We start from the raw sequence: 21,663 nt of genomic DNA, 5'->3' as shown, positions 1-21,663 counted from the left end.
CAGCACACACTTTTGAAGGAATTCAGATCATGAAGAAAAATTGGTTTGGGGCTGCTTTGCTAGGCAGTCTGGTGCTTGCTGGTTGCGGAACCTTGAGTCAGGTGGACTCGGAGGGCCACACGGAAAACCCGGTGTTTCCGGAAGTGGATAAAGCGACTTTTCACACGGGCTCTTACCCGAATATCGACAATCTGCGTCAGGTCCGGGAAGGCGTGACTCGCGATCAGCTGTATGACCTGCTGGGTCGTCCGCACTTTGCCGAAGGCTTCAAGGTTCGGGAGTGGGATTACCTGTTCCACTTCAACACGGCACAGGGCATCAAGACTTGTCAGTTCAAGGTGCTGTTTGATCAGGACAAGCTGGGTCGCAGCTTTTACTGGAAGCCTAGTGAGTGTGCTTCTGTTCTGGATGCGGCGCCGAAAACCAAAACCATTCAGCCATTTTCGCTTTCCGGGGACGTGGCCTTTGCGTTTGGCAGTGCGACCTTGACCAGCGCCGGTCTGAGCACGATTCGTGATATTGCAGGCCAGCTCAAGCAAATGTCCGACATCGAACGGGTGACGGTTTCCGGCCATACAGATCGGATTGGAAGTGCGGCATCGAATCAGCGCTTGTCGCAACAACGTGCCCAGACGGTGCGACAGGCCTTGTCCGCCCAGGGCATTCCAGCCGCCGCAATTGTGACGCAAGGCTTTGGTCAGGACCGCCCCCTTGTGCAGTGTGATCAGCCCAATCGCAGTGATTTGATTGCCTGCCTGGCACCGAATCGTCGGGTCGATATCGAAGTTCAAGGCCAACGTTAAGTTGGATGCGGCAACCAGGCACGCACCCGTCTTGGCCGGGTGTGTGCCGTGATCGAGAAAACAATGAATATTCTGCACAAATTAGCGGTGTTGATTCTGGCTGGTGGCCTGGCTGCTTGTCAGCAAACCATGCCTCGTCATATTTCCGAACCTGTAGATCCAGCACCGCCTGTCATGCAAGGCGCGGGTGGTTCGACCAATGCCAGCACGGCGGCACCGACGGCCTCACGTGCCCAAGCTCAAACTGTTATTACCTTGCATTTGGCGCAAGAGAAAGCAGAAGCGCCCTTGGTGGCCGTGGATGTGGGGGGAACCTCGCTGTATGCGCTGCCCCAGCCTGTTTTGACGCAATCCGATCTGCACCGCGTCACCCCTGTGACCACTCAGGATCAAGGTACGTTTTTGCTACTGGAGATGAACCAGAACGGCATTAGCAAACTGCGCAGTGTCACGGCTCAGGCACGAGGGCATTATCTGCTCTTGAGTGTGCAGGGGCAGTTGGTCAGTGTGGCTCGTATCAGTGAAACGATTTCCGATGGGCGTTTGCTGATCGGAACCCAGAACGCCCAGCATACACAGGCCATTATTAAATTGATGCAGGGTGGTCGGTGATAACAGGACTGCGTATCGCGCCCTATGTATGATTTTGATGTGGTTTTTCTACTGATTGCACAGCCTGCATCATCGCGTGTGGGCGATATGCTGGCCCTGCATGATTATTTGGCCGGCTCCGGGGTGTGCACGACGGTAGCAACCAGTCCTACAGACCTTGCCACTTTCGGAAAGCGCTTGCGCATTCTGATTATTGACGGGGAGGGCGAGAGCGCGTTTGATGTGTACGCCGTTATTTCCGCGATGCGGCAGCTGGATAATGTTGGCATTCTGTTTCTGGCCGATGAGTCCCCCTTGTCCAGTGAGCGTGCTATGTATGCAGGGGCTGACGTTTGCTTGCCTGCCCGTACTGCTTACTCTGCTGTTTTGCGCGCGGTTGTGGAGTTGGGCAGCGCCCGGATACCGGTCCAGGTCAAAGAGGAAAGAGTGGCGACGAAAAGAAAGCGGCAACGTAGAAGGCATTACATTGGCTTGAATCTACGGTCGCGCTTTTCCCGCTAAGCTTGCTGGATCAGCGGGCTTTCAGGTCCCGTTTGACATCACTCACAATCAATAAAAAAAGCCCCGATGCCAAGCAAAGGCATCGGGGCAAAACGTGTGCGTGGTGCGCACGCACACATAGTCAGACGATAGAGAACTATAGATGCACAGCGTTTAAGTCTTACAGGTAAGCCGGAATGCCCAGAGCCGGATCGCTGACACCGTGCTCGCCAAACTCCACGCGGCCAGCGAAACGACGGTAGTAGCTTGGGTCGCTGTTGCTGCGCACCACAAAGTCGTACCAGTGACCGCTGGATTTCAGAACCCAGGATTGCTTGGCTTGCTTGCCTGGTTCCACGGTGACTTCCCATGGGCCGTCTTCGCGGTATGCCATGGACTGGATGGTGAAGGTGCAGGCAGACTGGCCGCCGTTCATCATTTCCAGATAGATGTCGCCCTTGGTCACTTCGTAGCAAACGCGAATTTCTGGACGGGCGGCTTTGGGCTGGCTCAATACGCTGACATCACCACGGAAGTGGCGGTGGAAACCATTCGGGCCCAGTACCCACAGGTCGTAGTGCCCCAGATTGTTCGCCTGCACGTCCCACACATCGTCCAGAATCTGGTCGGGAGCGACCATGTAGCGGCGTGGGATACGGTCCAGGTTCAGCTTGTCGTAGACGTGGAAAACAGCGGCGGCCTTACCTGTGTTGGAGAACAGCAGTTGTACGCCTTTTTCACTGTCGCAACGGGCGCTGACGTGCAGTTCGTAAGGCAGGGCACGCGATGGACGCACACCGGTTTGCTGTACGGGAATACGCTGGTTGTCCACGGGCTGAGGCACTTGGGACAAGCGCTCTTGTGCGCTGCGGATGGAGTCGGCTTCCTGACGGCTGCGACGGCCGTTCAAGGTAGGCAGCGGCTCGTCGTTCGGGCTGGCAAAGTTGAAGGCCGAAGTCAGGTCGCCACACACGGCACGGCGGTAGGGGCTGATATTGGGCTCCATCACACCGAAGCGTTCTTCCATGAAGCGGATGACGGATGTGTGATCAAACACTTGCGAGTTCACCCAACCGCCACGGCTCCAGGGGGAGATCACGTACATGGGCACGCGCACGCCGGGGCCAAAGACCTTGCCGTCACGGGGGGGCTGGCCCAACAGACCTTTGGGGCTGGGGTAGTTGTAGTATTCGAACGCGATTTCGTCTTCGCTCAAGGACGTTTTGCCTGCGGGCTTGCCGGTGACCGGATCAATGGATGGCGCGGAGGGCGAAGGCACGTGGTCAAAGAAGCCGTCGTTCTCGTCAAAGTTGACCAGCAGTACGGTCTTGCTCCAGACCTCGGGGTTGGCTGTCAGAGCATCCAGCAGTTCCTGGGTGTACCAGGCACCTTGCACCGGGCTTGATGGGCCTGGGTGTTCGGAGTAATTGGCGGGCGCCACCACCCAGGAGATCTGGGGCAGATTGCCTTCTTCTACATCTTTACGCAGCTGGCCAAAGAAACCGCCATCGGGCATGGTGTTAGCGATGCCTTTGTACAGCGGATTACCGATATTGTCCGAGGGTTCGTAGGGTGGGTGAGTCAGCGGGTGACCGGACTTCTCGTTGGCACGACGGTATTGCTTGAAACCTGCCAAGGAGTTGTCGGTGAAGTTGTCAGGCAGGTTCTGGTACACCTTCCAACTGATGCCGGCTTCTTCCAGACGCTCGGGGTAAGTTTTCCACTCGTAACCCAGTAGCGAGGGGCCCAGGCTGTCCCAGGCGTTGTTCACCGTACATTCGCCGCTGCCCGAGGGCCCATTGGTACCGGTCCACAAGAACATGCGGTTCGAGTTCGTGCCCGTGTGCATGGAACAGTGGTAGGCATCGCACAGGGTGAAAGCATTGGCCATGGCGAACTGGAAGGGTACTTCGGCTTCGCGATAAAAGCCCATGGAGTGGCGGTTCTTGTGCTTGGGCCAGAAAGCCATGCGGCCGTGGTCCCAGGCCGCCTGACCGTCCGACCAGGAGTGCGGGGTGCCGTTGACACGCTGGGCATTCCCTTTGGTGCTGTCCAGGTGATAAGGCATCACGGTTTCGGTCGAGCTGACATTTTGCTGCCAGACGTTGCGGCCATTGGGCAGTGGAATGGTGAAGCGGTCACCAAAACCACGTACGCCTTTCAGGGTGCCGAAGTAGTGATCAAAGGAGCGGTTCTCTTGCATCAGAACCACAATGTGCTCTACGTCCTTGATGGTGCCCGTCTTGTTATTGGCCGGGATGGCGAGCGCCTTGCGGATGCTGGGAGGAAAGGCGGCCAGAGAGCCGGCTGCCAGGCTGGCACCCGTCATGTTACGTAGGAATGTGCGGCGTGAAGTCATTGTGCTTAATCTCTTAATCAATCAAGGGGCGCATTTGAGTTGCGGCGCAGGTTCTGGAGTGGGCTTGCCCGGTTCGGTCGGTCCTTCCGGCGAGCCGGTGTCATCCGAACCGCTACCGCCGCCGCTACCGCAGGCAGCCAGCAGCCCGCAGAACATCAGCAAGACAGATGCGCGTTTGAGGCGCTCGAAGGTAAGTGAGGTGTTCTTGGGAGTCATGAAAAGTCCTTGCGTGGCGATCAGGGTTGGAGGCTGGACAAAGGTTGGCGAGATTCATAGATGCTGGTCAGCTCGTCCGTGCTGAGGGCACGATCCCAGATGGCCAGCTCGCCAAAGTCCATGTTGATGTCGCTGCGTCCCCAGCGTTTGTAGTACTGGCCGGTAACGTCTTCGTTCAAGCCCAGTTCACCCGTGCCAGTGCCGCCCAGGGCCTGGATCGTGCGGGCTTCCAGGGCTACGGAGCTAAATTGCGCCCCTTTCTTGGGGTCGAATACGTGGCCCAGCATCCGGCCATCTGTCTTGTCGATCACGACGGCAACATAAGCCCACTCGTTGGGTGTGACGTTGTAGCCTTGGCTTTCATTACGGCCACCGCCGTAGCCGGTGTTAAAGCGGATATCGCAGCCACCGGAGTTGAACAGGCCCAGTGCAAAACCGGCGGTGTTGCCCGAGTCGTAGTTCTTGTTGGCCATGATGGAAGCGCCGTAACCCTGGCAGTTGTCGGGGGTGCGGAACCAGAAGCCGATGGTCATTTTGGGCACGCTGCTAAGGGAGAACAGGTCGCGGCTCATGGCCAGGCGGTAGCCTCGGTTGCCATTGGCATCAACATTGCTGCCCAGGATGCGCAGGCCGCCTTTGGCGGTGCTGGGGTCCAGGAAGTCGGCGGCAATCAGCTGACCGGCGGGCACGGATGGGGTGGAGGTTTGCAGGCTGCTGCCACCTTTGCTATCGGTAAAGGGCTGGGCGCTGAAGGTGTAGTAGCTTTGCAGGCCGTTTTTCAGGGTGTCAGCCAGTTTGGGTGGGGGCTTGTAACCTACTTCTGCTTTCAGGGCGGACGCTGCCTTGCCTGTCTGGATCGAGTAGTAGAGCGAGTAGATCTGCTCGGTGTCCGAGGTGGGCATTGGGTCGGAGTACTGGGTTGTGCCGGCAGGCAGGGTAGCGATCAGCTTGCCGTCGCGCATGACCTGGATTTCCTGTGAGGCGTCACCATCCAGTACCCATTTCAGGTCCACCATGTTCTTGTCGGCGGGTTTGCTGAAGGACACGTTGCGCACACGAGTTTCAGCTTGCAGTGGTGAGCCACGGAAGCGGTACTGTTCGCTTTGGATGCCCAGGTGGGACAGCACGGTGGGGGCAATGTCGATGACAGCCGCCAGGGTGTTCATGTCTGTGGTGCTGGTGATGGGGCTGTCAGCCGCTGGCAGGGAGGCCAGTGTCTTGTTGGTGGCGATGAAGCTGGTCTTGTTGCGGTTGAATTGCGAGCCGGTGGTGCCGCCAAATTCGTCCAGACCATAGCTGGTGGTCAGGATGACCAACCAGTCTTCCGACGCGTCTGCCTGCTTGCGTTTTTCGATCAGGGCAAACAGTTTGTCCACGGAGGCCAGCGAGGCTTGCACGGCTTGCTGGTAGGCCTGGCCACCCAGGCCACCCTGGGATGCGGCACGGGCGGGAGCCTGGATTTGGGCCAGGATCAGGGATTTGCCTTGCTGCAGGTATTTTTCGGTTTGCTCGCTGACACAGCTGTCGGAATCGGTGCAGTTGGCCGCTTCGACGATGCGTCCGGCCTGCAGGTCTTCACCCAGCAGCTTGCGGTAGTCGGCGGCGCTCAGGGCCATGGCGGCCTGGGGCTGCTTGTCAGCCAGGGCTAGCAGGGTGGGGGCGCTCAGTGTGGGAGCGGCAGTGCCTACGCCACGCAGGCCGTGCTGGTCTGCCCAAACGCCGGTGATCAGGGAGGCCCAGCCAGGGACGGGCAGGGTGCGCTGTTCGCTGCTGGTGCCGACATAGCCGCCGGTTTGTGCGGGGGCGATGGTCAGTGATTTCAGGGCGGGGTGCTGGCCGGCCTGACGGGCTTGCAACAAGGCTTCGTAGCTCAAACCGTCGATGGTGACGATCAGTGCTTTTTTGCCACCCAGGGCCTGGGGTTTGTCGCCGGGTTCAACGGTAGGGGGTTCCGGGTCCACGCCAGGACTGGTGGAGCCATCATTGCCGCCGGAGCCACCACTACAAGCACTTAGCAGCAGGGCCATGGACAGAGTAAGCCCGGCTTGCTGCATGCGCTGCAATGTCGGGGACTTGGGAAGACGGGGAGAGAAGGTCATACAGCCACTCGTGTAGAAAAGTGAAAAGAGAGGCCAGACTGGGCGTGGGGGTGGGCTGCTCAGTTGGCATCGGATCAGGACTGCGGGCAGTGTAGGAAGGGCGTATGACTGCCCTGTGAACGGATCAGCAAATCCGCCGATGATTGGATTGTGTTTTATGCGAAGGGTCGGGTGGGGGTGGGAGCAGGGGGGCTCAAGGGCTGTCTGGTTGCGGCTTGGCAGGCATATGGCGGCTTGATGGATGGTTTGTTACGGTGGCGTGGTTTGGCGGGGTTTTAGGCGTTTTTTTATGCTTTAGGCTCAAAGTTGTTGTTGTTGTTGTTGTTGTTGTTGTTGTTGTTGTTGTTGTTTGCTGAGCTTGAAGGTGGAGCAGGCTTGGGGGCGTTGGTTGCTGCAGAGTGGGGGGCAGAGCACTCTTCGTAGGCCGCTACTCGGGGTGCTGGCACAGGGGCGCGGGGCGGACCACTTGCCGACGCTGCGCGTCGGTCCCCTTGGCAGAGTGACAATCGGGGCGCAGCCTGAACTCGCCCGGTGGTTTGTCCCCCGGACAAACCACAAGCGTCGGGCTCAAGCAGCAGGCTGCTTGCATCCCCGATCGTCACTCCGCCTGCGGCAAGTGGTCTGACTCGCCCCGCGCCCCTGTGCCAGCACCCCGAGCAGCTCTCAATGGCTTCAAGAGTGAGGTCTGGAGTCTTTGTTTGGGTGGGTTGCTGGTTTGAGTTGCGATGGGGCAGGCTTGTTGTTCGGGCTGACTTTAAAACCGTCCGGGGGGAGGGGCGTCATGTCATCACGTCAGTTCGAACGCTGAGTCTAGTCGAGTGGAGAGGGTGAATGGGGGGCGGTGGACCGCTAAAGCTAGTGGTCAATTAGCTGGAGCAGCCAATTCAAGCTGCTCTTATTGAACATGGCGAGAGATTGAGTAGAGGCCGTTTTTACAGCACGTTTAGCGAATGTATGGGGAATGCCAGCATGGTGGGTTCGCTCAGTCCTGTCAGGGCTTGGATGACTTTTTGGGCTTGGTCCACGGGGGCGCTGCTGATGAAGGCGCTGTTGCCTGCTTGGGCTTGTGTGTTCAGGCAGTTGGCCTGCTCCAGGCGACGGTGCACTTGGGCGGCGACGGCAAAGGACGGTTCCAGGATATGGAAGCGCGAGCCGCTGATGGCTTCGATTGTGGGACGCAGAAAGGGGTAGTGTGTGCAGCCCAGGACCAGGGTATCGGCCTGGCTTTGCAGGGCGGGGGCCAATCGTTCTTTGAGTTCTGCTTCGATTTCCGGGCCTGACAGTTGCAGGGCCTCGACCCGGTCGGCCAGCCCTGGACAGGGAATGCGTATGACTTCCACATCGCTGGCATAGCGGTCAATCAGGCTTTGCAGGCCGCTGCTGTCCAGGGTGCGGCTGGTGGCCATCAGGGCGACGCTACGGCTACGGCTCAAGGTGGCAGCGGGTTTGATGGCGGGTTCGATGGCGATGATGGGGATGGAAAGCCTGGAGCGCAGGGCGGGGGCGGCTACCAGTGTGGCGGTGTTGCAGGCGATGACCAGCGCCTTGCAGCCCTGGTCTACCAGCAATTGAGTCATTTGCAGGGTACGCTCCACAATCCATTCGGGGGATCGGTCTCCGTAGGGAGCGTATTGGGAATCGGCCAGGTAGAGCAGATGCTCGTTGGGCAGGGATTGGCGCAGGGCACGCCAGATGGACAATCCACCCACGCCCGAATCAAACACGCCAATAGGGGCTTGTGCAAAAACGGCGGGGCGGGATGGACTCATGGCGCTGAACGATGCTTGTGGGGCAAAAATTCTATTATGGCGCTTTTGTCGTGTTTGGAGCAGAGGCTACAGCCTGGTTTACAGCGGCTGTCTCCTTTGGGCCCTGTTCCAGGTCTTGGTTGGTGTGTGGGGCGGTCTTTCCATGACCGCCCTGTTGCTGCGTTCAAGCCAGGTTCTTCAGGACGCCTCCCACTGCATCGAAGAGTGAGTTGAGTTGCTCGGGGGTAGAGGTAAAGGTGGGGCCAAATTGCAGAGTGTCGCCACCAAAGCGTACGTAAAAGCCCTGTTTCCACAGTTGTAGTCCCGCTTCAAAGGGGCGGATGGCGGGGTCGCCATTCCGTGGGGCGAGCTGGATGGCACCTGCCAGGCCGCAGTTGCGGATGTCGATGACATTCGGGCTGTCGCGCAGCTGGTGCAGGGCTTGTTCAAAATGCGGAGCCAGTTCAGCGGAGCGTTGCAGCAGATTGTCCTGTTCCAGCAACTCCAGGGCAGCCAGTCCGGCGGCGCAGGCGACGGGGTGGGCAGAGTAGGTGTGCCCGTGGCTGAATTCCACGGCGTGCAGTGGTAAGTCCTGGCCCATGAAGGTTTGGTAGATTTCCTTGCTGGCAACGACCGCGCCCATGGGGATGGCACCGTTGGTCAATTGCTTGGCCATGGTCATGATGTCGGGGGTGACGCCAAAGTATTCGGCCCCGGTATAGGTTCCCAGGCGGCCCAGGCCGGTGATGACTTCATCAAAGACCAGCAGAATGTTGTGCTGGTCGCAAATCTGGCGCAGGCGTTGCAGGTAGCCGGTAGGTGGCACCAGTACGCCTGCCGATCCGGAGACGGGTTCGACAAACACGGCGGCGATGGTGCTGGCATCGTGCAGTTCGATCAGTTTCAGCAGTTCGTCGGCCAGGGCAAGGCCCCCTGTTTCGGGCTGGCCGCGCGTGAAGGCGCAGTCTGCTTGCAGTACGTGGGGCAGGTGGTCGGCATCCATCAGTTGCCCGAACATCTTGCGATTACCGCCTATGCCTCCCAGGCTGGTACCGGCCACGTTCACGCCGTGGTAGCCACGAGCTCGGCCAATCAAACGAGTCTTGGTCGCCTGGCCTTTGATGCGCCAGTAGGCCCGCACCATCTTGACGACCGTGTCGGTACATTCAGAGCCGGAGTTGGTAAAGAAAACGTGATCCAGTCCCTCGGGGGTGTATTGCGTCAGCTTGTCGGCCAGCTGAAAAGCAGCGGGGTGTCCAAACTGAAAGGCGGGAGAGTAGTCCAGTTGCCCGAGTTGACGATGCACGGCGGCCTGGATTTCATGGCGAGCATGTCCGGCACCACAAGTCCAAAGCCCGGACAGGCTGTCAAAAATCTGGCGGCCATCCTGATCGTACAGCCAGTTGCCTTCGGCTTTGACGACAAGGCGCGGGTCCTGCTGGAAGTGTCGGTTCGCGGTAAAGGGCATCCAGTGGGACTGGAGATTGAGTTCACTGGCAATCTGCTGTGGCGCAAAGTAGGGTGAGTTCATGGTGGTCTCCTCAAGGCGGTGAATACCCCCAGTGTAGGCAGCTAAGTTGTTGAGTAAAATACGTTTTTATTCAACTTCACTTATTGTTTTACTCACCTATATGCAACTCAAAGGACTCTTGCAGGTTTCCGATTTTGATTTGCGTCTACTACGTGTGTTCAGAACAGTAGCGCAAGTGGGCAGCTTTTCAGCCGCGGAAGGCGTGCTGGGCATTACACGTTCGGCCATTAGCTTGCATATGAGCGATCTGGAAAAACGTTTGGGTGGAATCCGGCTTTGTCAGCGTGGCCGGGCGGGTTTTGCCTTGACGGAAGAAGGGCGACAGGTATTGCGGGCCAGTGAAACCTTGATGGCGGCGGTGGAGAATTTCCGCAGTGAGGTGAACCAGCTGCATTCCAGTTTGCGGGGGGACTTGAATATAGGCTTGATGAATAGCCTGATCTCGCAGCCTCATATGCACATCACCTCGGCCTTGCGTGCCTTGCGCCAGAGCAGTGAGGCGGTGCGCGTCCATATCAGCATGAGTACGCCGGGTGAGATTGAGCGTGGTTTACTGGATGGCCGCTTGCATATGGGCGTGCTGCCTGAAACCAATGCCTTGAGCGGGCTGGAATATCGCACGCTTTATGCCGAACCTTATTTTCTGTATTGCTCCTGGGAGCATCCTTTGTTTGCCGCGGTGCAAAAAGGGACAGTGTCTCAGGAAGCCTTGCGCCGGGCTGCGGCCATTGCGCCTGCTTATCGCATGAGCCCGGAGGCGATCGGACAACACCAGGATCTGAATTGTGTTGCCACGGCCAGTGATCGGGAAGGGATCGCCTTTTTGATTTTGACGGGGGAGTACATCGGTTTCTTGCCCGAGCACGTGGCGGCTCGCTGGGTAGAGAAGGGCCAGATGATTGCGGTGGACCCGCAGCAGCGTCAGTTCACGATTCCCTTGTCCTTGGCCATGCGTAAGGACAGGCGCGCACACGCGATTGTGGATTATTTTCTGGGCCTGCTCGATAACGAGGCTCAAAACTGAGGCGGCCAGCAAGGGCTGGCCGCTAGTGAGGGAGCGTCTGCTTGGCCTGGTCAGGCTCGGTGCCACAACAAGGTGCCCACTCCCAATTTGCCGGCGACTACCACGGGGTCACGGGTGATCAGTTCCAGAGCGCCTTGCGTAAAGCGCGCCAGTCGTGGCTGGGGAACCCCTACCCAATCGGGGTACAGGGACATATCAACAAAGTGGGTAACGCACTGGGTGGCCTCATCCACTTCAAACGTCCCAGCGTAGGCCAGATACGTATCCAATAGCGATTGACAGCTGTCTTGTACTGTTCGGGTGCTGCTGCCCAGTTGTGCCCCTACATAACCTGTTTCTGTATAGATCAGCTGACCGATAGGATTAGGCCCCAGTCCGGGATAGCTGGGCGAGCCATCTTCCGGGACAAAATCAAAGGACACCAATTGCCAGACACCGATCAGCTTGCTACGTAAGGTATGGGCCATCAAAAACTCCTGAATAGACAGTGTTGTTGCGTTATGTAACTGAGCCATCATGCTGTCTTTTCGTTTGTTATTCAATGACTTGCCTATTCTTATTTTCTATCGCCAGGCCCTACGCTTCATGACTTTTTAAGTGGCAATGGTCGGCATAAATTACCCAGTATTTCCAGTGCGTGATCGCTGTGTTCTGTCCACGGATGGCCAAAGTTAAGACGCAGGCAATGGCTGTAATTTTGGGTAGTTGAAAAGATGGAGCCTGGTGCCAGACTGATGCCTTGTGACAGGGCCAGGCGATGCAGCTCCAAGGTCTGCACACTTTTTTCCAGCTCTACCCACAGGAAGTAGCCACCCTCGGGGCGGGTGGCCCGAGTCCCTGCGGGGAAGTAGCGTCCCAAGGCTTTGGAGAACTGCGCATACTGGTTTTTTAGTTGAGTGCGTAAACGGCGCAGGTGTTGCTCGTACGCACCTTTTTCCAGGTAGCTGGCCAGTGCCAATTGGGTGGGCACGGGGGACGTCAGGGTAGTGGTCAGTTTGGCTTGGGCGACTTCACGTATATAGCGTCCCGGCACAGCCCAGCCGATGCGATAGCCGGGTGCCAGGGTTTTGGAAAAAGAGGAGCAGTGCATCACCAGTCCCTGACGGTCAAAGGCTTTGGCGGGGCGGGGGCGCTCCGTGTCGAAGTACAGTTCGCCGTAAACATCGTCCTCGATCAAGGGGATTTCATAGCGGGCCAGCAGCTCGACCAATTGGGCTTTTTTGGCATCGGGCATCAGGCTGCCCAGCGGGTTCTGGAAGTTGGTCATCAGCCAGCAGGCTTTGGGGGCGTGATGTTTGATCGCGTGTTCCAGCGCTTCCAGATCAATGCCTTCACGCGGGTGGGTGGGCACTTCCAGTGCTTGCAGCTTCATGCGTTCCAGCGATTGCAGCGCGGCATAAAAGGTGGGCGATTCCACCAGCACGATGTCACCCGGTTGAGTTACCGCTGCAAGACATAGGTTCAGCGCTTCCAGAGCTCCGTTGGTAATCACAATATCGTTGGCATTGATGGCCATGCCTTGAGCCAGATAGCGCAAGGCAATCTGGCGACGCAGGGGAGCGTGGCCTTGGGTCAGATCGTCCACGCTGGCCCAGGGATCTTGCTGTTTCAGACTGGCAGACAAGAAGCGGCCCAAGCGTTCCAGAGGAAAGAGCACAGGGCTGGGGAAAGCGGAGCCTAAAGGCGCTACGGAACGCTCTGAACTGGATTGCAGGATCGCCATGATCAGGTCGCTATTGTTGACGCTGGTCGCTTGCAGCGGTGGCTGGGAGGCCGTGTCCGCCTCCAAGGTATGAGGCGCCAGGCTGGAGCAGACGTAGTAGCCCGAACGAGGACGCGCCTTGATCAAGCCTTGTGCTTCCAGGCGGTAATAGGCCTGGAAAATCGTCGAGGCACTGATCTTGTGCTTATCCATCAATTGACGTACAGAGGGCATGCGCTCGCCTGCGGCAACTGTGCCGTCAAGAATGGCCTGGGCTAGTTCCTTGGCCAGAGTCTCGTACAGTTTCATGTCCTTCTGCGCTCCATCTGATACGGTAATTTTAATAAATGTGGTTTTTTTATTATCTGATGGGTATGTCTTCAAGCACAAGCAAACGGCGATTTGCGTGGCTTTCAGGACAACTGATAGGGTTTTTTAAGCTTTAACTGATTCTTGGAATGCTCTGTGCCGACAGGTAGCCTTGCCGGGTGTTTTCGTCCGTACCCGTGTGGGCTGCGGGCCTATCTAATCAGAGGAATACCATGAACCCGACGGCGCTTTTGCTTGCCGCATTCATCCTGTCGATTGCCGGGCTTTTTGCCTTTATCTGGTCCTTGCGCAAGGGCCTGTTCGATGCTGACGTCAGTGGTGCGCGCACTATTTTTCACAAGGGCGAAATCGGCCAGCCCGAAGAACCCTCGGCCGATGCTGCCCAACGGCAGGCGCTAAGCCTGGCGGCGGCCGACCATATTGCAGAGAACCATGGTCAGCAAACCAGCGCGCTTGAAATGGCGGCGCGTGAACAGGCCGACCGTTCCAGTTCCATGCCTGCGTTCTTACTGATTGTCTGTGCGGTGGTCTGGCTGGTGGTGGCCTCGTTTGCGGGTTTGATCAGCTCCTTGAAACTGCACTGGCCCGAGTTCCTGGGTGACGTTTCCTGGTTGAGCTTTGGCCGCCTGCGCACGATTCACCTGAATGGCGTGGCATATGGCTGGGCACCCATGGGCTTGTTGGGGCTAACGATCTGGATGTTGCCGCGCTTGCTGCAGACCCCTTTGCTGGGTGGCCGTTTGGTGATGGTGGGCGGTCTGGTCTGGAATGCTGCGCTGGTGGCGGGGATTGGTGCTTTGGCCATTGGCTTGAATGCGGGTTTGGAGTGGTTGGAAATCCCCTGGCAAATCGGTGTGCTGTTCGCCTTTGGCGGCATGATGATCGGTATGCCGCTGGCCTTGATGCTCTCGCAACGCAAGGTCAAGCACTTGTACGTGTCGGTGTGGTACATCGGCGCGGCGCTGTTCTGGTTCCCCATTCTGTATTTGGTCGCCAAGGTTCCTGGCGTGCACTTCGGGGTGGAACAAGCCACCATGAATTGGTGGTTCGGGCATAACGTGCTGGGCTTGTTCTATACCCCCATGTCGATTGCCGCTATTTACTACTTCCTGCCCAAAGTCATTGGACGCCCTGTGCGCTCCTACAACTTGTCGCTGCTGGGTTTCTGGACCTTGGCCTTCTTCTACGGACAGGTCGGTGCGCACCATTTGATTGGTGGTCCTATCCCTGAATGGCTGATTACCTTGTCCATCGTGCAAAGCGTGATGATGGTGATCCCGGTGCTGGCCTTCTCGGCTAACCAGCATTTGACGTTGAAGGGGCATTTCAGTGCGCTGCGTCACTCGCCCGTTCTGCGTTTTATTGTCTTTGGCGCCATGATGTACACCGTTGCGTCCTTGCAAGGTTCTGCTGAGGCCTTGCGTTCGCTGAATTCCATTACACACTTCACGCACTTCACGGTGGCTCATGCTCATCTGGGTATGTACGGCTTTGTGACCATGGTGATTTTCGGCGGAGTGTACTTTGCCTTGCCTCGCATTCTGAACACAGCCTGGCCCCGTCCTGCCTTGATCTCCTGGCACTTCTGGCTGGTGGTGGCTGGCTTTGCTGTGTACATGATCACGCTCAGCATTGGTGGCGTGCTGCAAGGTTTGGCCTTGCTGGATCCTGCCCGTGGTTTTATGGAGTCGGTGGCAGTCACCATGCCCTGGTTGCAAGGCCGTTCTATTGGCGGCGCCATGATGACGCTGGGCCATCTGGTCTTCGCCCTGCACGTATTGCTGATGATTGTGAAGTCGGGTGCGTTTGCCTTGACCGAGTCCCGCTCGGCTGCAGTGCGCCGTACCGCTGAGCTGGAGGTTTAAGGTCATGGAAAACGAACTGAAGTTGATCATCGGGTCCATGGTGACCTTGTCCTTGGCAACGGCCGCCATGATTGTGGTGCCTTTTTTGCAGTTGAAGGATGAGCCTGCTCCTGAAGGTTTGTTGCCCTATACCAGTCAGGAAGTGCGGGGGCGGGCGGTGTATCGGGGCAATGGCTGCATTACTTGTCACACGCAGCAGCCCAGTACAACGGGCGCGGGTGTAGCGGATGCCAGCCGTGGCTGGGGGCGTGCTTCGGTCGCGGGGGATTATCACTACGACGATCCGCCTTTGCTGGGCACCATGCGTACCGGGCCGGATCTGTTCAATATTGGTGTGCGTCAGCCTAGTCAGGATTGGCATTTGGGGCACTTGTACGATCCGCGCGCTTACTCGCCGGGCAGCAATATGCCTCCCTATCGTTTCTTGTTTGAAGCCAAGAACCCGGATCAGGTGCAGCCTGACGAGCGCGTCGTGAGTCTGCCGCCGGGTGTGGCACCGGAGGGCAAGGTGGTGGTAGCCCGTCCGGAGGCCTTGGATCTGGTGGTGTATTTGCAGTCACTCAAGCATGTGTATCCGATCTTGAGTGCTGATGTGGTGGGGAGTGTGGAATGAACCGGCCTGTTCAAAGTCGTCAAAGCGAGAATGCTGATCCCCACGAGCAGTACAACCCGATTCCGCGCATAGTGATTCTGGTGATTTTGGCCTTGCTGGCCTGGGCGGTGTATTACATCGTCTCGGCTCAGCCCAACAGCTCTCCGCGTTTGGGGGATCAGCGTCCTTTGGCGGTTCTGGCTCCTGCGCCTGGCAGTGCATCTGCGGATGGCAAGCAGCTATATGCCAATGCCTGTGTGGCGTGTCATCAGGCGACGGGGCAAGGTTTGCCAGGGGTGTTCCCGCCTTTGGTGGATTCAGAGTGGGTGAAGGGTGACCCCAAGGTACTGGCGCAATTGGTGCTGCACGGGGTTACGGGAGCTATCACGGTGAAAGGCCAGGAATATCAGGGGGCGATGCCTGCATTTGCAGAGCAGTTCAGTGATGCGGAGCTGGCGGCTGTGTTGAGCTTTATTCGCCATGAGTGGGGGAATGAGGAGGATGCCATTACCTCCGAGTTTGTTGCCGAGGCGCGGGCTGCCAGTGGGGATCGTAGTCAGCCTTGGCAAGGGGAGAAGGAACTGTTGGAGTGGATTGCGGCGCATTGAGGTGGCTGCGATGAGTTCTTCTGGAATTAATAATTAGAAGCACGTTTTGAAACGGTAGCACGCCGGGAACAGGCCCCCGGCTTTTGAACCGATATCTCGCCCGACCCCAGGGTTGGAGATGTCGGTTTTTTTTGTTTGGTGTCTCTGTGGGGACGCCGCTTGGGGGCCGGGTCCAGGGGGGCGGGCTTGACTACTTGCCGATGCTGCGCATCGGTACCCTTGTCGATTCTGATATCCGGGCGCCCTGTGAACTCGCCCGGTGATTGGTCCCCCGGACCAATCACAAGCGTCGGGCTCAAACAGCACAGGGCTTGCATCCCGGATATCAGAACCGCCTGCGGCAAGCAGTCTGAATCGCCCGCTCCCCTGGACCCGGCCCCCAAGCGGCTCACAACGGAGAAATATAAAAAACCGATTTGTGGCGGAAGGAAGTGCTGGTTGTAGCGCGGACGGGGGGCTGTCTAGTGTTTTTGGGTTTGGCGCTTGGTGGGGCTAGGGCTTGTGGTTGGCCGAGTTGTTGTGATGAGTTGAAGGGCTACTGCGATTGGGCGGAGTGCGGCCAGTTGAAAAAGCCCACAAGTACTCATCAATGATGATCAGCATGCTTGCGGTATTCACACACTGATGACAGGCATTTATCTGTAGCGAGAGCTCGTAAATCAGTAGTTTTTAGAAGGGCGCTTTGAGGGTTGCCGCTTAAGAATAAAGATCTAGGCATTGAGATCTGTCCATGCCGTGCCTGGATTTGGGAAGCAAACCGACTTGAATCGTGGATATGTATCACTGTGAACCACTTGGGTCCCTCTGCCGGGATTGGGCGGATCAGAGTACTTGCCGCGGGCAGGAGATAGCGTAGGGGTGCAAGCATCCTGCTGTTTGAGCGGGGCGCTTGTGGTTCGTCCGGGGGACGAACCACCCCGCGAGTTCAGGATGCGCCCGTAGCTATCTCCTGACTAGGGCACCGGTGCGCAGCACCGGCAAGTGCTCAGCCCGATCCCGGCAGAGGGACCCAAGTGGTGGCTTCACGGAGACCGATCTCATCATTCAAAGACCGATTTCACTCTCCGTGAACCCCCACCTATACAGGCAGACTTACGCCGCTTTCTTCCGTAACGTCAGCCAAAGACCAGCCAAGATAGCCACCAGTCCCAACCCAGCGCGAGCCGCCAAGGTATTCCCTAGAATCAGGAAATCCAGCCCGGCTGTCACCACAGGAACCAGATAAAACAGGCTAGTAACGTTGACCAGATTCCCGCTGCGAATCATGCGATACAGCAGTAACTGGGCCAGTACGGAAATCACCAGACCAAGCCAGACCACCGGTCCCCAAAAGCCCAATGTGTTCTCCCAGCGGATTTCTTGTCCCAAACCCAGGGACGCAAGAATAAACAAGCCCAGAGACAAGGAATACTGCAAAGGCATTCCTTGCAAAGCCCCCACGGGCTGACGCTTTTGAACAATGGTCCCCACAGTGATGCTCAACAAAGCAGCAATTGCAAATACCAGACCCATCACGGACAAACGGCTGACAATCAGGCTTTGATACACCACCAGAATCAGTCCTGTCAGCGATAGTGCCAAACCGGCCACACGGCTCAAAGAAAAACGCCGCTCGGTCAAAGCCAAGGTCAGAATCGGCTGCACACCCAGGATCGTCGCCAGCAGACCCGGCGTGATTCCTTGAGCCAGGGTTTCAAAATAGAAAAACGAATACAGCCCGATCATCAGCAAACCGCTGATAGCTGGCAGCAGACGTTGCCCTTTGGGTGGCAGCCAGCCGCCATTGAAGTGCCCCAGCATGATCACCATAGGTAGGGCGATGGCAAAACGCAGGATCAGCATGGCCATAACCGAGCCATGATCCAAACCGATACGCGTGAAAATACCCGCGCTGCCCCAAAGCAGCACGAACAAGGCAATAGCACCCGCTTGGGCGCGAGAAGAAGAAATCATGATGTTCTTTATCTGTCTAAATAAATTAGGTTTGTCTGCAAAGACATTCCAGGCGCATCAATGGCGCAGGAAAAGAAAAAGAGGTCTTAGGAGCAGACGCTGTAGACGCGTGTGTCGACGACGACGTCGGACACGACTGCGGCTTGATTGACGACGCCTGGGGCGACGACAGTCAACAGCAAGACAGATGGAGGGGAGCCCGCCCGCAGCGACGCGGCCCGCGACAGGGGCAGAGTGCTTGGCAAAGAGGATGCGGGGCGGTTCATGAAATAAGAATCAGATCGTTAAATCGATGAAGTACTGTAGCACAAAATATATTCAGGACGCCAATCATCAGCCGCTAGGGTAATCGCTAGTACAGGCGATAGTCCGGGCTATGTAAGAATTGCACCGATCGCGATTTCAGATCGCTGCGACATTTCCAAATAGATACGACATCCGCTGCCAATGCTGCCAGCGCCGATGCCGGGCAAAAAGGCCCAGACCGGTTCAATGCTTGAACCGGTCTGGGCCTTTTTGTTTGCCTGAAATAAATCCGACCTCGTAGTTAGGTTGCGAACTATCTGGAACCTTGCTTCGCGGCACGATGCCATCGCGATACACAGAGCTCACGCAGCGTCAGCAAGATCTGACGCCAGCCAGGCCGGAATCGTCACCTTGTTTTGGAGGCTTATGCCATGTTGGGTGTTGCGCTTTTCTTTATTGGGGCTGTGCTGATTGTGAATGGCGTGGGTTTGACTGGACGTATTGAAAGTCGGGACCTGGCCCCCTTTAACTTGCTGGTGGGGCTGTTGGCCCTGTTCATCAATTTGCTGGGCTTGCAGCGCGGCGAGCAAATGGCGGATTACTTTGCCGTTGCTGGTGGGCTGCTGTTTGCCTTCACCTATCTGTATCTGGCTGTGGTGCAGTGGTATGGGTTGAAAGGAGTGGGCTTTGGCTGGTATTGCCTGTTCGTTGCCATCAGCGCACTGGCCTTTGCCGGGTCTGCCAGCGATCCGCGTTTGATCGCCATGTGGCTCTTGTGGTCCAGCCTGTGGTTTCTGTTTTTCCTGGCCTTGGGATTGGGACGGTCCTTGCGTATTTTGCCTGCGTATACCGTCTTGATCGGGGCCTTGACCTGCTGGTTGCCCGGCACCCTGATCATGATGGATGCCTGGTAGTTTTCATAGGAGTGCAAGCGTGGTGGGGAGCCAGAGTAATGCAGTTTTTTGGAGTAACCTGATGCTCGCTCGTAGTGTTTACCGGCAGGTCCGTCGACCTGCGCCCCTACCATGCTAGACAGGAGATGGACTTTGGCTCACAACGAACCCGTACGCGTCGGCGTTCTTTATTCCGCAACCGGCATGACCTCTACCATTGGTCAGTCGCAATGGCAGGGCACCAAACTGGCGATTGAGGAAATCAACGAGGCCGGTGGCCTGCTGGGGCGTGAACTGGTGGCGGTGTGCTACGACCCGGCGTCCAGGCCCGCTTGCTACGCTGAACAGGCCGAGCGGCTGATTGTGCAGGACCGCGTCAATGTGATCTTTGGCTGTTATATGTCCAGCAGCCGCAAGGCCGTGATCCCGATTGTGGAGAAGTGGAACAAGCTCTTGTTCTATCCCACCCTGTACGAAGGTTTCGAGTTTTCGGGCAATGTGATCTATACCGGCGCTGCGCCCAATCAGAACAGTGTGCAGCTGGCGCATTTCATGACCAGCAATTTTGGCGCGCGGGTCTACATGATTGGCTCGGACTATATCTACCCCTATGAGTCCAATCGCATCATGCGCGAGCTGGTCATGCAGCATCCCGATAGCAAAGTGCTGGGCGAACACTATCTGCCATTGGATGCCAGCGAGAGCGATTACAGCCTGATCATGGAAGACATACGCCAGAAGCAGCCGGACTTTATTTTCTCCACCGTGGTGGGGGACTCCACTGCCAATCTGTATCGCGCGTATGCCAATGCGGGCTTTAATCCGCAAACCATGCCCATTGCCAGTTTAACGACCTCCGAGGCCGAGATTGCCCAGATGGGCGCGGAAATTGCCTGTGGACACTTCACCGCCGCACCGTATTTTCAGTCCATCGAGTCGGAGGTCAATGCGCGTTGTCTGGCCAGTTTACGCAAGCGCTTTGGGGCCGACTGCCACCCTAATCTGTGCTGGGAAGCCGCCTATTCACAGATGCATTTGTTCGCCAATGCGTATCGACAATCTGCCAGTGATGCGATCGGAGATTTATTGCCCTACCTGCTGGGCAGTGAACTGGATGCACCTCAAGGGCGGATCAAGATCGATCCCAATAATCACCATACTTGGCTTTATCCACGGATTGGCCGCATCAATGCCGACGGCGAATTTGCGATTGTGCGCCAGGCAACGCGCCCGGTCTCGCCCGACCCGTATCTGGTTACCCATTCCTTGGGCGACTGGACTGCCAAGCTGGATACTTTGGAGACATAAAGCGTGGCCAACTCCTCTTCCTACGGTGATGAGCCGGCAAACAAGCCTTTGCGAGTGCGGAATCGTTTTCCGCATGCCACCTCGCCGCAGCTCAAGGAACTGCGGCAATTGACGATGGTGGTCATGCATCCGGACGATAGCGATGGCCGCTTGCTGACCCAGCAACTGCAGCGTATCGGGTGTTCGGTCCAGACGATCTGGCCGCCCACGCAAAACCTGCCTTCAGGAACGGATCTGGTGTTTCTGGCCGTGCAGCCTGATCTTTTGCACCTGCGCCTGGATTGGGTCTGCGAGGAGGAAGCACCCACGATTATTGCCGTGGTCAATTATGAAAATCCCACGATAGTGTCGGCCGTGCTGGATTTGAATATTCAGGCGATCCTGCCTTCGCCCATACGCTCTTTTGGCTTGTTGTCCACGGTGGTGCTGGCGCGTAAATACCATAAAGAACTGCGCCAGCAACGTCGGCTGATCAGCAAGCTGCAAACCAAACTGATGGGGCAGCGGCATGTGGCGCAAGCCAAGACGATCTTGATGCGTACCCATCAGGTGTCCGAGGACCAGGCCTACGATTTGATTCGTGAGCAGGCCATGAACAAGCGCAGCACGATTGAGGATATTTCGATTGCCATTGTGAATGCCAGTGAAGTGCTGTCCCTGGGGCAAAAAGGTTCGTCCTTGCTGGGGAACTAGCAAGGCGTTCTGGCCAGGCTGAGCTGCGGTGGCTGGCTAGAGCAGGCGCGTGATTGAAGTGGTAGGCATAGGCTTGCTTGGTAAAGAGAAAAAGGCAGAAACACTACCCGTTTTCATTCCTCCTACAATAGCGATTTTCTAGAGTACGCCGCTGCCTCAGCGTAGAGATAATGAGCCATCAGGAATATGAACAGCCCCGGTCTGCCCTTGCGGTGACATCAGAGCAGCGCGCTGCTTGGGTGCAGCTGCAAAAAGACCGCGATCAGCTTTACGAGCAATTAGAGACTCTGAACCGTGGCCACCTGGATTTGAGGAAATTCTTGCTCAAGGCCAAGCGCAATAATTGGATTGCCTGCACTTTAGTGGTGATTTTTACCGCGCTTGGCTGGTTGCTGGATGCATCGGTCTGGCTGCGTTGGTATGTATTGCCGATTACGTTTTTCTGCTGCGCCTTGTTGTGGTTTGGCGGAAAGCTGCTGGATCGGCTAATGCAAAGCAAGATTGCGAATCTATCCGAGTTTTTGCAACAGACGGATGCACAAATAGAAAAGGGGCGGCCTATCTTCGAGACAGACCACCCCCAATCCAATCAAGCTTGAAG

19 protein-coding genes are annotated in these 21,663 nt (G+C 57.2%); 11 read left to right on the top strand and 8 right to left on the bottom strand.

The genetic code is table 11. The annotated features are described in order from the left end of the window. Positions 1-29 precede the first annotated feature (29 nt). From NIZ92_RS14795 to NIZ92_RS14785, 3 genes are all read left to right on the top strand, one after another. Entirely contained in the window at positions 30-803 is a 774-nt protein-coding gene (locus NIZ92_RS14795) for an OmpA family protein (RefSeq protein WP_254002178.1), read from the top strand. Between the two features lie 63 nt (positions 804-866). Further along, positions 867-1,415 carry a hypothetical protein gene (locus NIZ92_RS14790; protein WP_035272160.1) on the top strand — a complete coding sequence of 183 codons (549 nt, stop codon included), beginning with the start codon at positions 867-869 and terminating at the stop codon, positions 1,413-1,415. Between the two features lie 24 nt (positions 1,416-1,439). Further along, the gene (locus NIZ92_RS14785) at positions 1,440-1,916 is read left to right on the top strand and encodes a hypothetical protein (RefSeq protein WP_035271962.1); all 477 of its coding nucleotides are present in this window, start codon (positions 1,440-1,442) and stop codon (positions 1,914-1,916) included. Positions 1,917-2,076: 160 nt separating this feature from the next. Here NIZ92_RS14785 and NIZ92_RS14780 read toward each other — a convergent pair whose 3' ends face one another. The 5 genes from NIZ92_RS14780 to NIZ92_RS14760 all read right to left on the bottom strand — a co-directional run bounded on the left by NIZ92_RS14780 (position 2,077) and on the right by NIZ92_RS14760 (position 9,848). Further along, positions 2,077-4,254: a phosphocholine-specific phospholipase C gene (locus NIZ92_RS14780; protein ID WP_254002177.1), complete on the bottom strand. Its 2,178-nt coding sequence runs from the start codon at positions 4,252-4,254 to the stop codon at positions 2,077-2,079. 21 nt (positions 4,255-4,275) lie between these two features. Next, positions 4,276-4,470, bottom strand: coding sequence for a hypothetical protein (locus NIZ92_RS14775; RefSeq protein WP_035271967.1), 195 nt, complete (start codon positions 4,468-4,470; stop codon positions 4,276-4,278). A 20-nt stretch (positions 4,471-4,490) separates the two neighbouring features. After that, positions 4,491-6,569 carry a LamG domain-containing protein gene (locus NIZ92_RS14770; protein WP_254002176.1) on the bottom strand — a complete coding sequence of 693 codons (2,079 nt, stop codon included), beginning with the start codon at positions 6,567-6,569 and terminating at the stop codon, positions 4,491-4,493. Between the two features lie 932 nt (positions 6,570-7,501). After that, positions 7,502-8,338 carry a glutamate racemase gene (gene murI / locus NIZ92_RS14765; RefSeq protein ID WP_035271969.1) on the bottom strand — a complete coding sequence of 279 codons (837 nt, stop codon included), beginning with the start codon at positions 8,336-8,338 and terminating at the stop codon, positions 7,502-7,504. Positions 8,339-8,501: 163 nt separating this feature from the next. Further along, positions 8,502-9,848 carry an aspartate aminotransferase family protein gene (locus NIZ92_RS14760; protein ID WP_035271971.1) on the bottom strand — a complete coding sequence of 449 codons (1,347 nt, stop codon included), beginning with the start codon at positions 9,846-9,848 and terminating at the stop codon, positions 8,502-8,504. 100 nt (positions 9,849-9,948) lie between these two features. On the opposite strand from NIZ92_RS14760, the gene NIZ92_RS14755 reads away from it, so the two are divergent. Continuing rightward, positions 9,949-10,872 (top strand): LysR family transcriptional regulator, encoded by a 924-nt coding sequence (locus tag NIZ92_RS14755; RefSeq protein WP_088450695.1) that lies wholly within the window; start codon positions 9,949-9,951, stop codon positions 10,870-10,872. A gap of 50 nt (positions 10,873-10,922) precedes the next feature. Here the strand turns inward: NIZ92_RS14755 and NIZ92_RS14750 are convergent, their stop codons facing one another. Both NIZ92_RS14750 and NIZ92_RS14745 read right to left on the bottom strand, forming a co-directional pair. Beyond that, positions 10,923-11,339, bottom strand: a complete 417-nt coding sequence (locus NIZ92_RS14750) for a lipocalin-like domain-containing protein (RefSeq protein ID WP_035271977.1) — start codon at positions 11,337-11,339, stop codon at positions 10,923-10,925. 116 nt (positions 11,340-11,455) lie between these two features. Then, positions 11,456-12,883 carry a PLP-dependent aminotransferase family protein gene (locus tag NIZ92_RS14745; protein ID WP_226349819.1) on the bottom strand — a complete coding sequence of 476 codons (1,428 nt, stop codon included), beginning with the start codon at positions 12,881-12,883 and terminating at the stop codon, positions 11,456-11,458. 233 nt (positions 12,884-13,116) lie between these two features. Here NIZ92_RS14745 and NIZ92_RS14740 point away from each other — a divergent pair, with 233 nt between their 5' ends. The 3 genes from NIZ92_RS14740 to NIZ92_RS14730 are packed head-to-tail and all read left to right on the top strand — an operon-like array spanning position 13,117 to position 15,969. Next, entirely contained in the window at positions 13,117-14,769 is a 1,653-nt protein-coding gene (locus NIZ92_RS14740) for a cbb3-type cytochrome c oxidase subunit I (RefSeq protein WP_026484662.1), read from the top strand. 4 nt (positions 14,770-14,773) lie between these two features. Then, complete coding sequence (locus NIZ92_RS14735; RefSeq protein ID WP_254002175.1) at positions 14,774-15,382, top strand: cbb3-type cytochrome c oxidase subunit II; 609 nt, start codon at positions 14,774-14,776, stop codon at positions 15,380-15,382. Further along, positions 15,379-15,969 carry a cytochrome c gene (locus NIZ92_RS14730; RefSeq protein ID WP_254002174.1) on the top strand — a complete coding sequence of 197 codons (591 nt, stop codon included), beginning with the start codon at positions 15,379-15,381 and terminating at the stop codon, positions 15,967-15,969. The genes NIZ92_RS14735 and NIZ92_RS14730 overlap by 4 nt, the downstream gene beginning before the upstream one ends. A 1,092-nt stretch (positions 15,970-17,061) precedes the next feature. Here the strand turns inward: NIZ92_RS14730 and NIZ92_RS14725 are convergent. Then, positions 17,062-17,922: a DMT family transporter gene (locus NIZ92_RS14725; RefSeq protein ID WP_009459353.1), complete on the bottom strand. Its 861-nt coding sequence runs from the start codon at positions 17,920-17,922 to the stop codon at positions 17,062-17,064. Positions 17,923-18,599: 677 nt separating this feature from the next. Between NIZ92_RS14725 and NIZ92_RS14720 the strand changes: the two genes are divergently transcribed. The 4 genes from NIZ92_RS14720 (at position 18,600) to NIZ92_RS14705 (ending at position 21,661) form a co-directional block, all read left to right on the top strand. Next, positions 18,600-19,082, top strand: a complete 483-nt coding sequence (locus NIZ92_RS14720) for an AmiS/UreI family transporter (protein WP_060186338.1) — start codon at positions 18,600-18,602, stop codon at positions 19,080-19,082. Between the two features lie 132 nt (positions 19,083-19,214). Next, positions 19,215-20,369, top strand: a complete 1,155-nt coding sequence (locus NIZ92_RS14715; protein WP_035271988.1) for a transporter substrate-binding domain-containing protein — start codon at positions 19,215-19,217, stop codon at positions 20,367-20,369. Between the two features lie 3 nt (positions 20,370-20,372). Further along, positions 20,373-21,062 (top strand): ANTAR domain-containing response regulator, encoded by a 690-nt coding sequence (locus NIZ92_RS14710; protein WP_026484656.1) that lies wholly within the window; start codon positions 20,373-20,375, stop codon positions 21,060-21,062. A gap of 170 nt (positions 21,063-21,232) precedes the next feature. After that, a complete protein-coding gene (locus NIZ92_RS14705; RefSeq protein WP_254002173.1) occupies positions 21,233-21,661 on the top strand; it encodes a hypothetical protein in 429 nt (142 codons plus the stop codon). Positions 21,662-21,663 lie beyond the last annotated feature (2 nt).

This window comes from Alcaligenes sp. 1735tsa3, assembly GCF_024134565.1.
Lineage (GTDB): Bacteria > Pseudomonadota > Gammaproteobacteria > Burkholderiales > Burkholderiaceae_B > Alcaligenes > Alcaligenes phenolicus.
This window is presented reverse-complemented; position numbering and strand designations above follow the sequence as displayed.

Bases quoted from the DNA above. Each gene is read 5' to 3' on its own strand.
- NIZ92_RS14795 (WP_254002178.1), top strand. From the start codon at position 30: ATGAAGAAAAATTGGTTTGGGGCTGCTTTGCTAGGCAGTCTGGTGCTT.
- NIZ92_RS14790 (WP_035272160.1), top strand. From the start codon at position 867: ATGAATATTCTGCACAAATTAGCGGTGTTGATTCTGGCTGGTGGCCTG.
- NIZ92_RS14785 (WP_035271962.1), top strand. From the start codon at position 1,440: ATGTATGATTTTGATGTGGTTTTTCTACTGATTGCACAGCCTGCATCA.
- NIZ92_RS14780 (WP_254002177.1), bottom strand. From the start codon at position 4,254: ATGACTTCACGCCGCACATTCCTACGTAACATGACGGGTGCCAGCCTG.
- NIZ92_RS14775 (WP_035271967.1), bottom strand. From the start codon at position 4,470: ATGACTCCCAAGAACACCTCACTTACCTTCGAGCGCCTCAAACGCGCA.
- NIZ92_RS14770 (WP_254002176.1), bottom strand. From the start codon at position 6,569: ATGACCTTCTCTCCCCGTCTTCCCAAGTCCCCGACATTGCAGCGCATG.
- murI (WP_035271969.1), bottom strand. From the start codon at position 8,338: ATGAGTCCATCCCGCCCCGCCGTTTTTGCACAAGCCCCTATTGGCGTG.
- NIZ92_RS14760 (WP_035271971.1), bottom strand. From the start codon at position 9,848: ATGAACTCACCCTACTTTGCGCCACAGCAGATTGCCAGTGAACTCAAT.
- NIZ92_RS14755 (WP_088450695.1), top strand. From the start codon at position 9,949: ATGCAACTCAAAGGACTCTTGCAGGTTTCCGATTTTGATTTGCGTCTA.
- NIZ92_RS14750 (WP_035271977.1), bottom strand. From the start codon at position 11,339: ATGGCCCATACCTTACGTAGCAAGCTGATCGGTGTCTGGCAATTGGTG.
- NIZ92_RS14745 (WP_226349819.1), bottom strand. From the start codon at position 12,883: ATGAAACTGTACGAGACTCTGGCCAAGGAACTAGCCCAGGCCATTCTT.
- NIZ92_RS14740 (WP_026484662.1), top strand. From the start codon at position 13,117: ATGAACCCGACGGCGCTTTTGCTTGCCGCATTCATCCTGTCGATTGCC.
- NIZ92_RS14735 (WP_254002175.1), top strand. From the start codon at position 14,774: ATGGAAAACGAACTGAAGTTGATCATCGGGTCCATGGTGACCTTGTCC.
- NIZ92_RS14730 (WP_254002174.1), top strand. From the start codon at position 15,379: ATGAACCGGCCTGTTCAAAGTCGTCAAAGCGAGAATGCTGATCCCCAC.
- NIZ92_RS14725 (WP_009459353.1), bottom strand. From the start codon at position 17,922: ATGATTTCTTCTTCTCGCGCCCAAGCGGGTGCTATTGCCTTGTTCGTG.
- NIZ92_RS14720 (WP_060186338.1), top strand. From the start codon at position 18,600: ATGTTGGGTGTTGCGCTTTTCTTTATTGGGGCTGTGCTGATTGTGAAT.
- NIZ92_RS14705 (WP_254002173.1), top strand. From the start codon at position 21,233: ATGAGCCATCAGGAATATGAACAGCCCCGGTCTGCCCTTGCGGTGACA.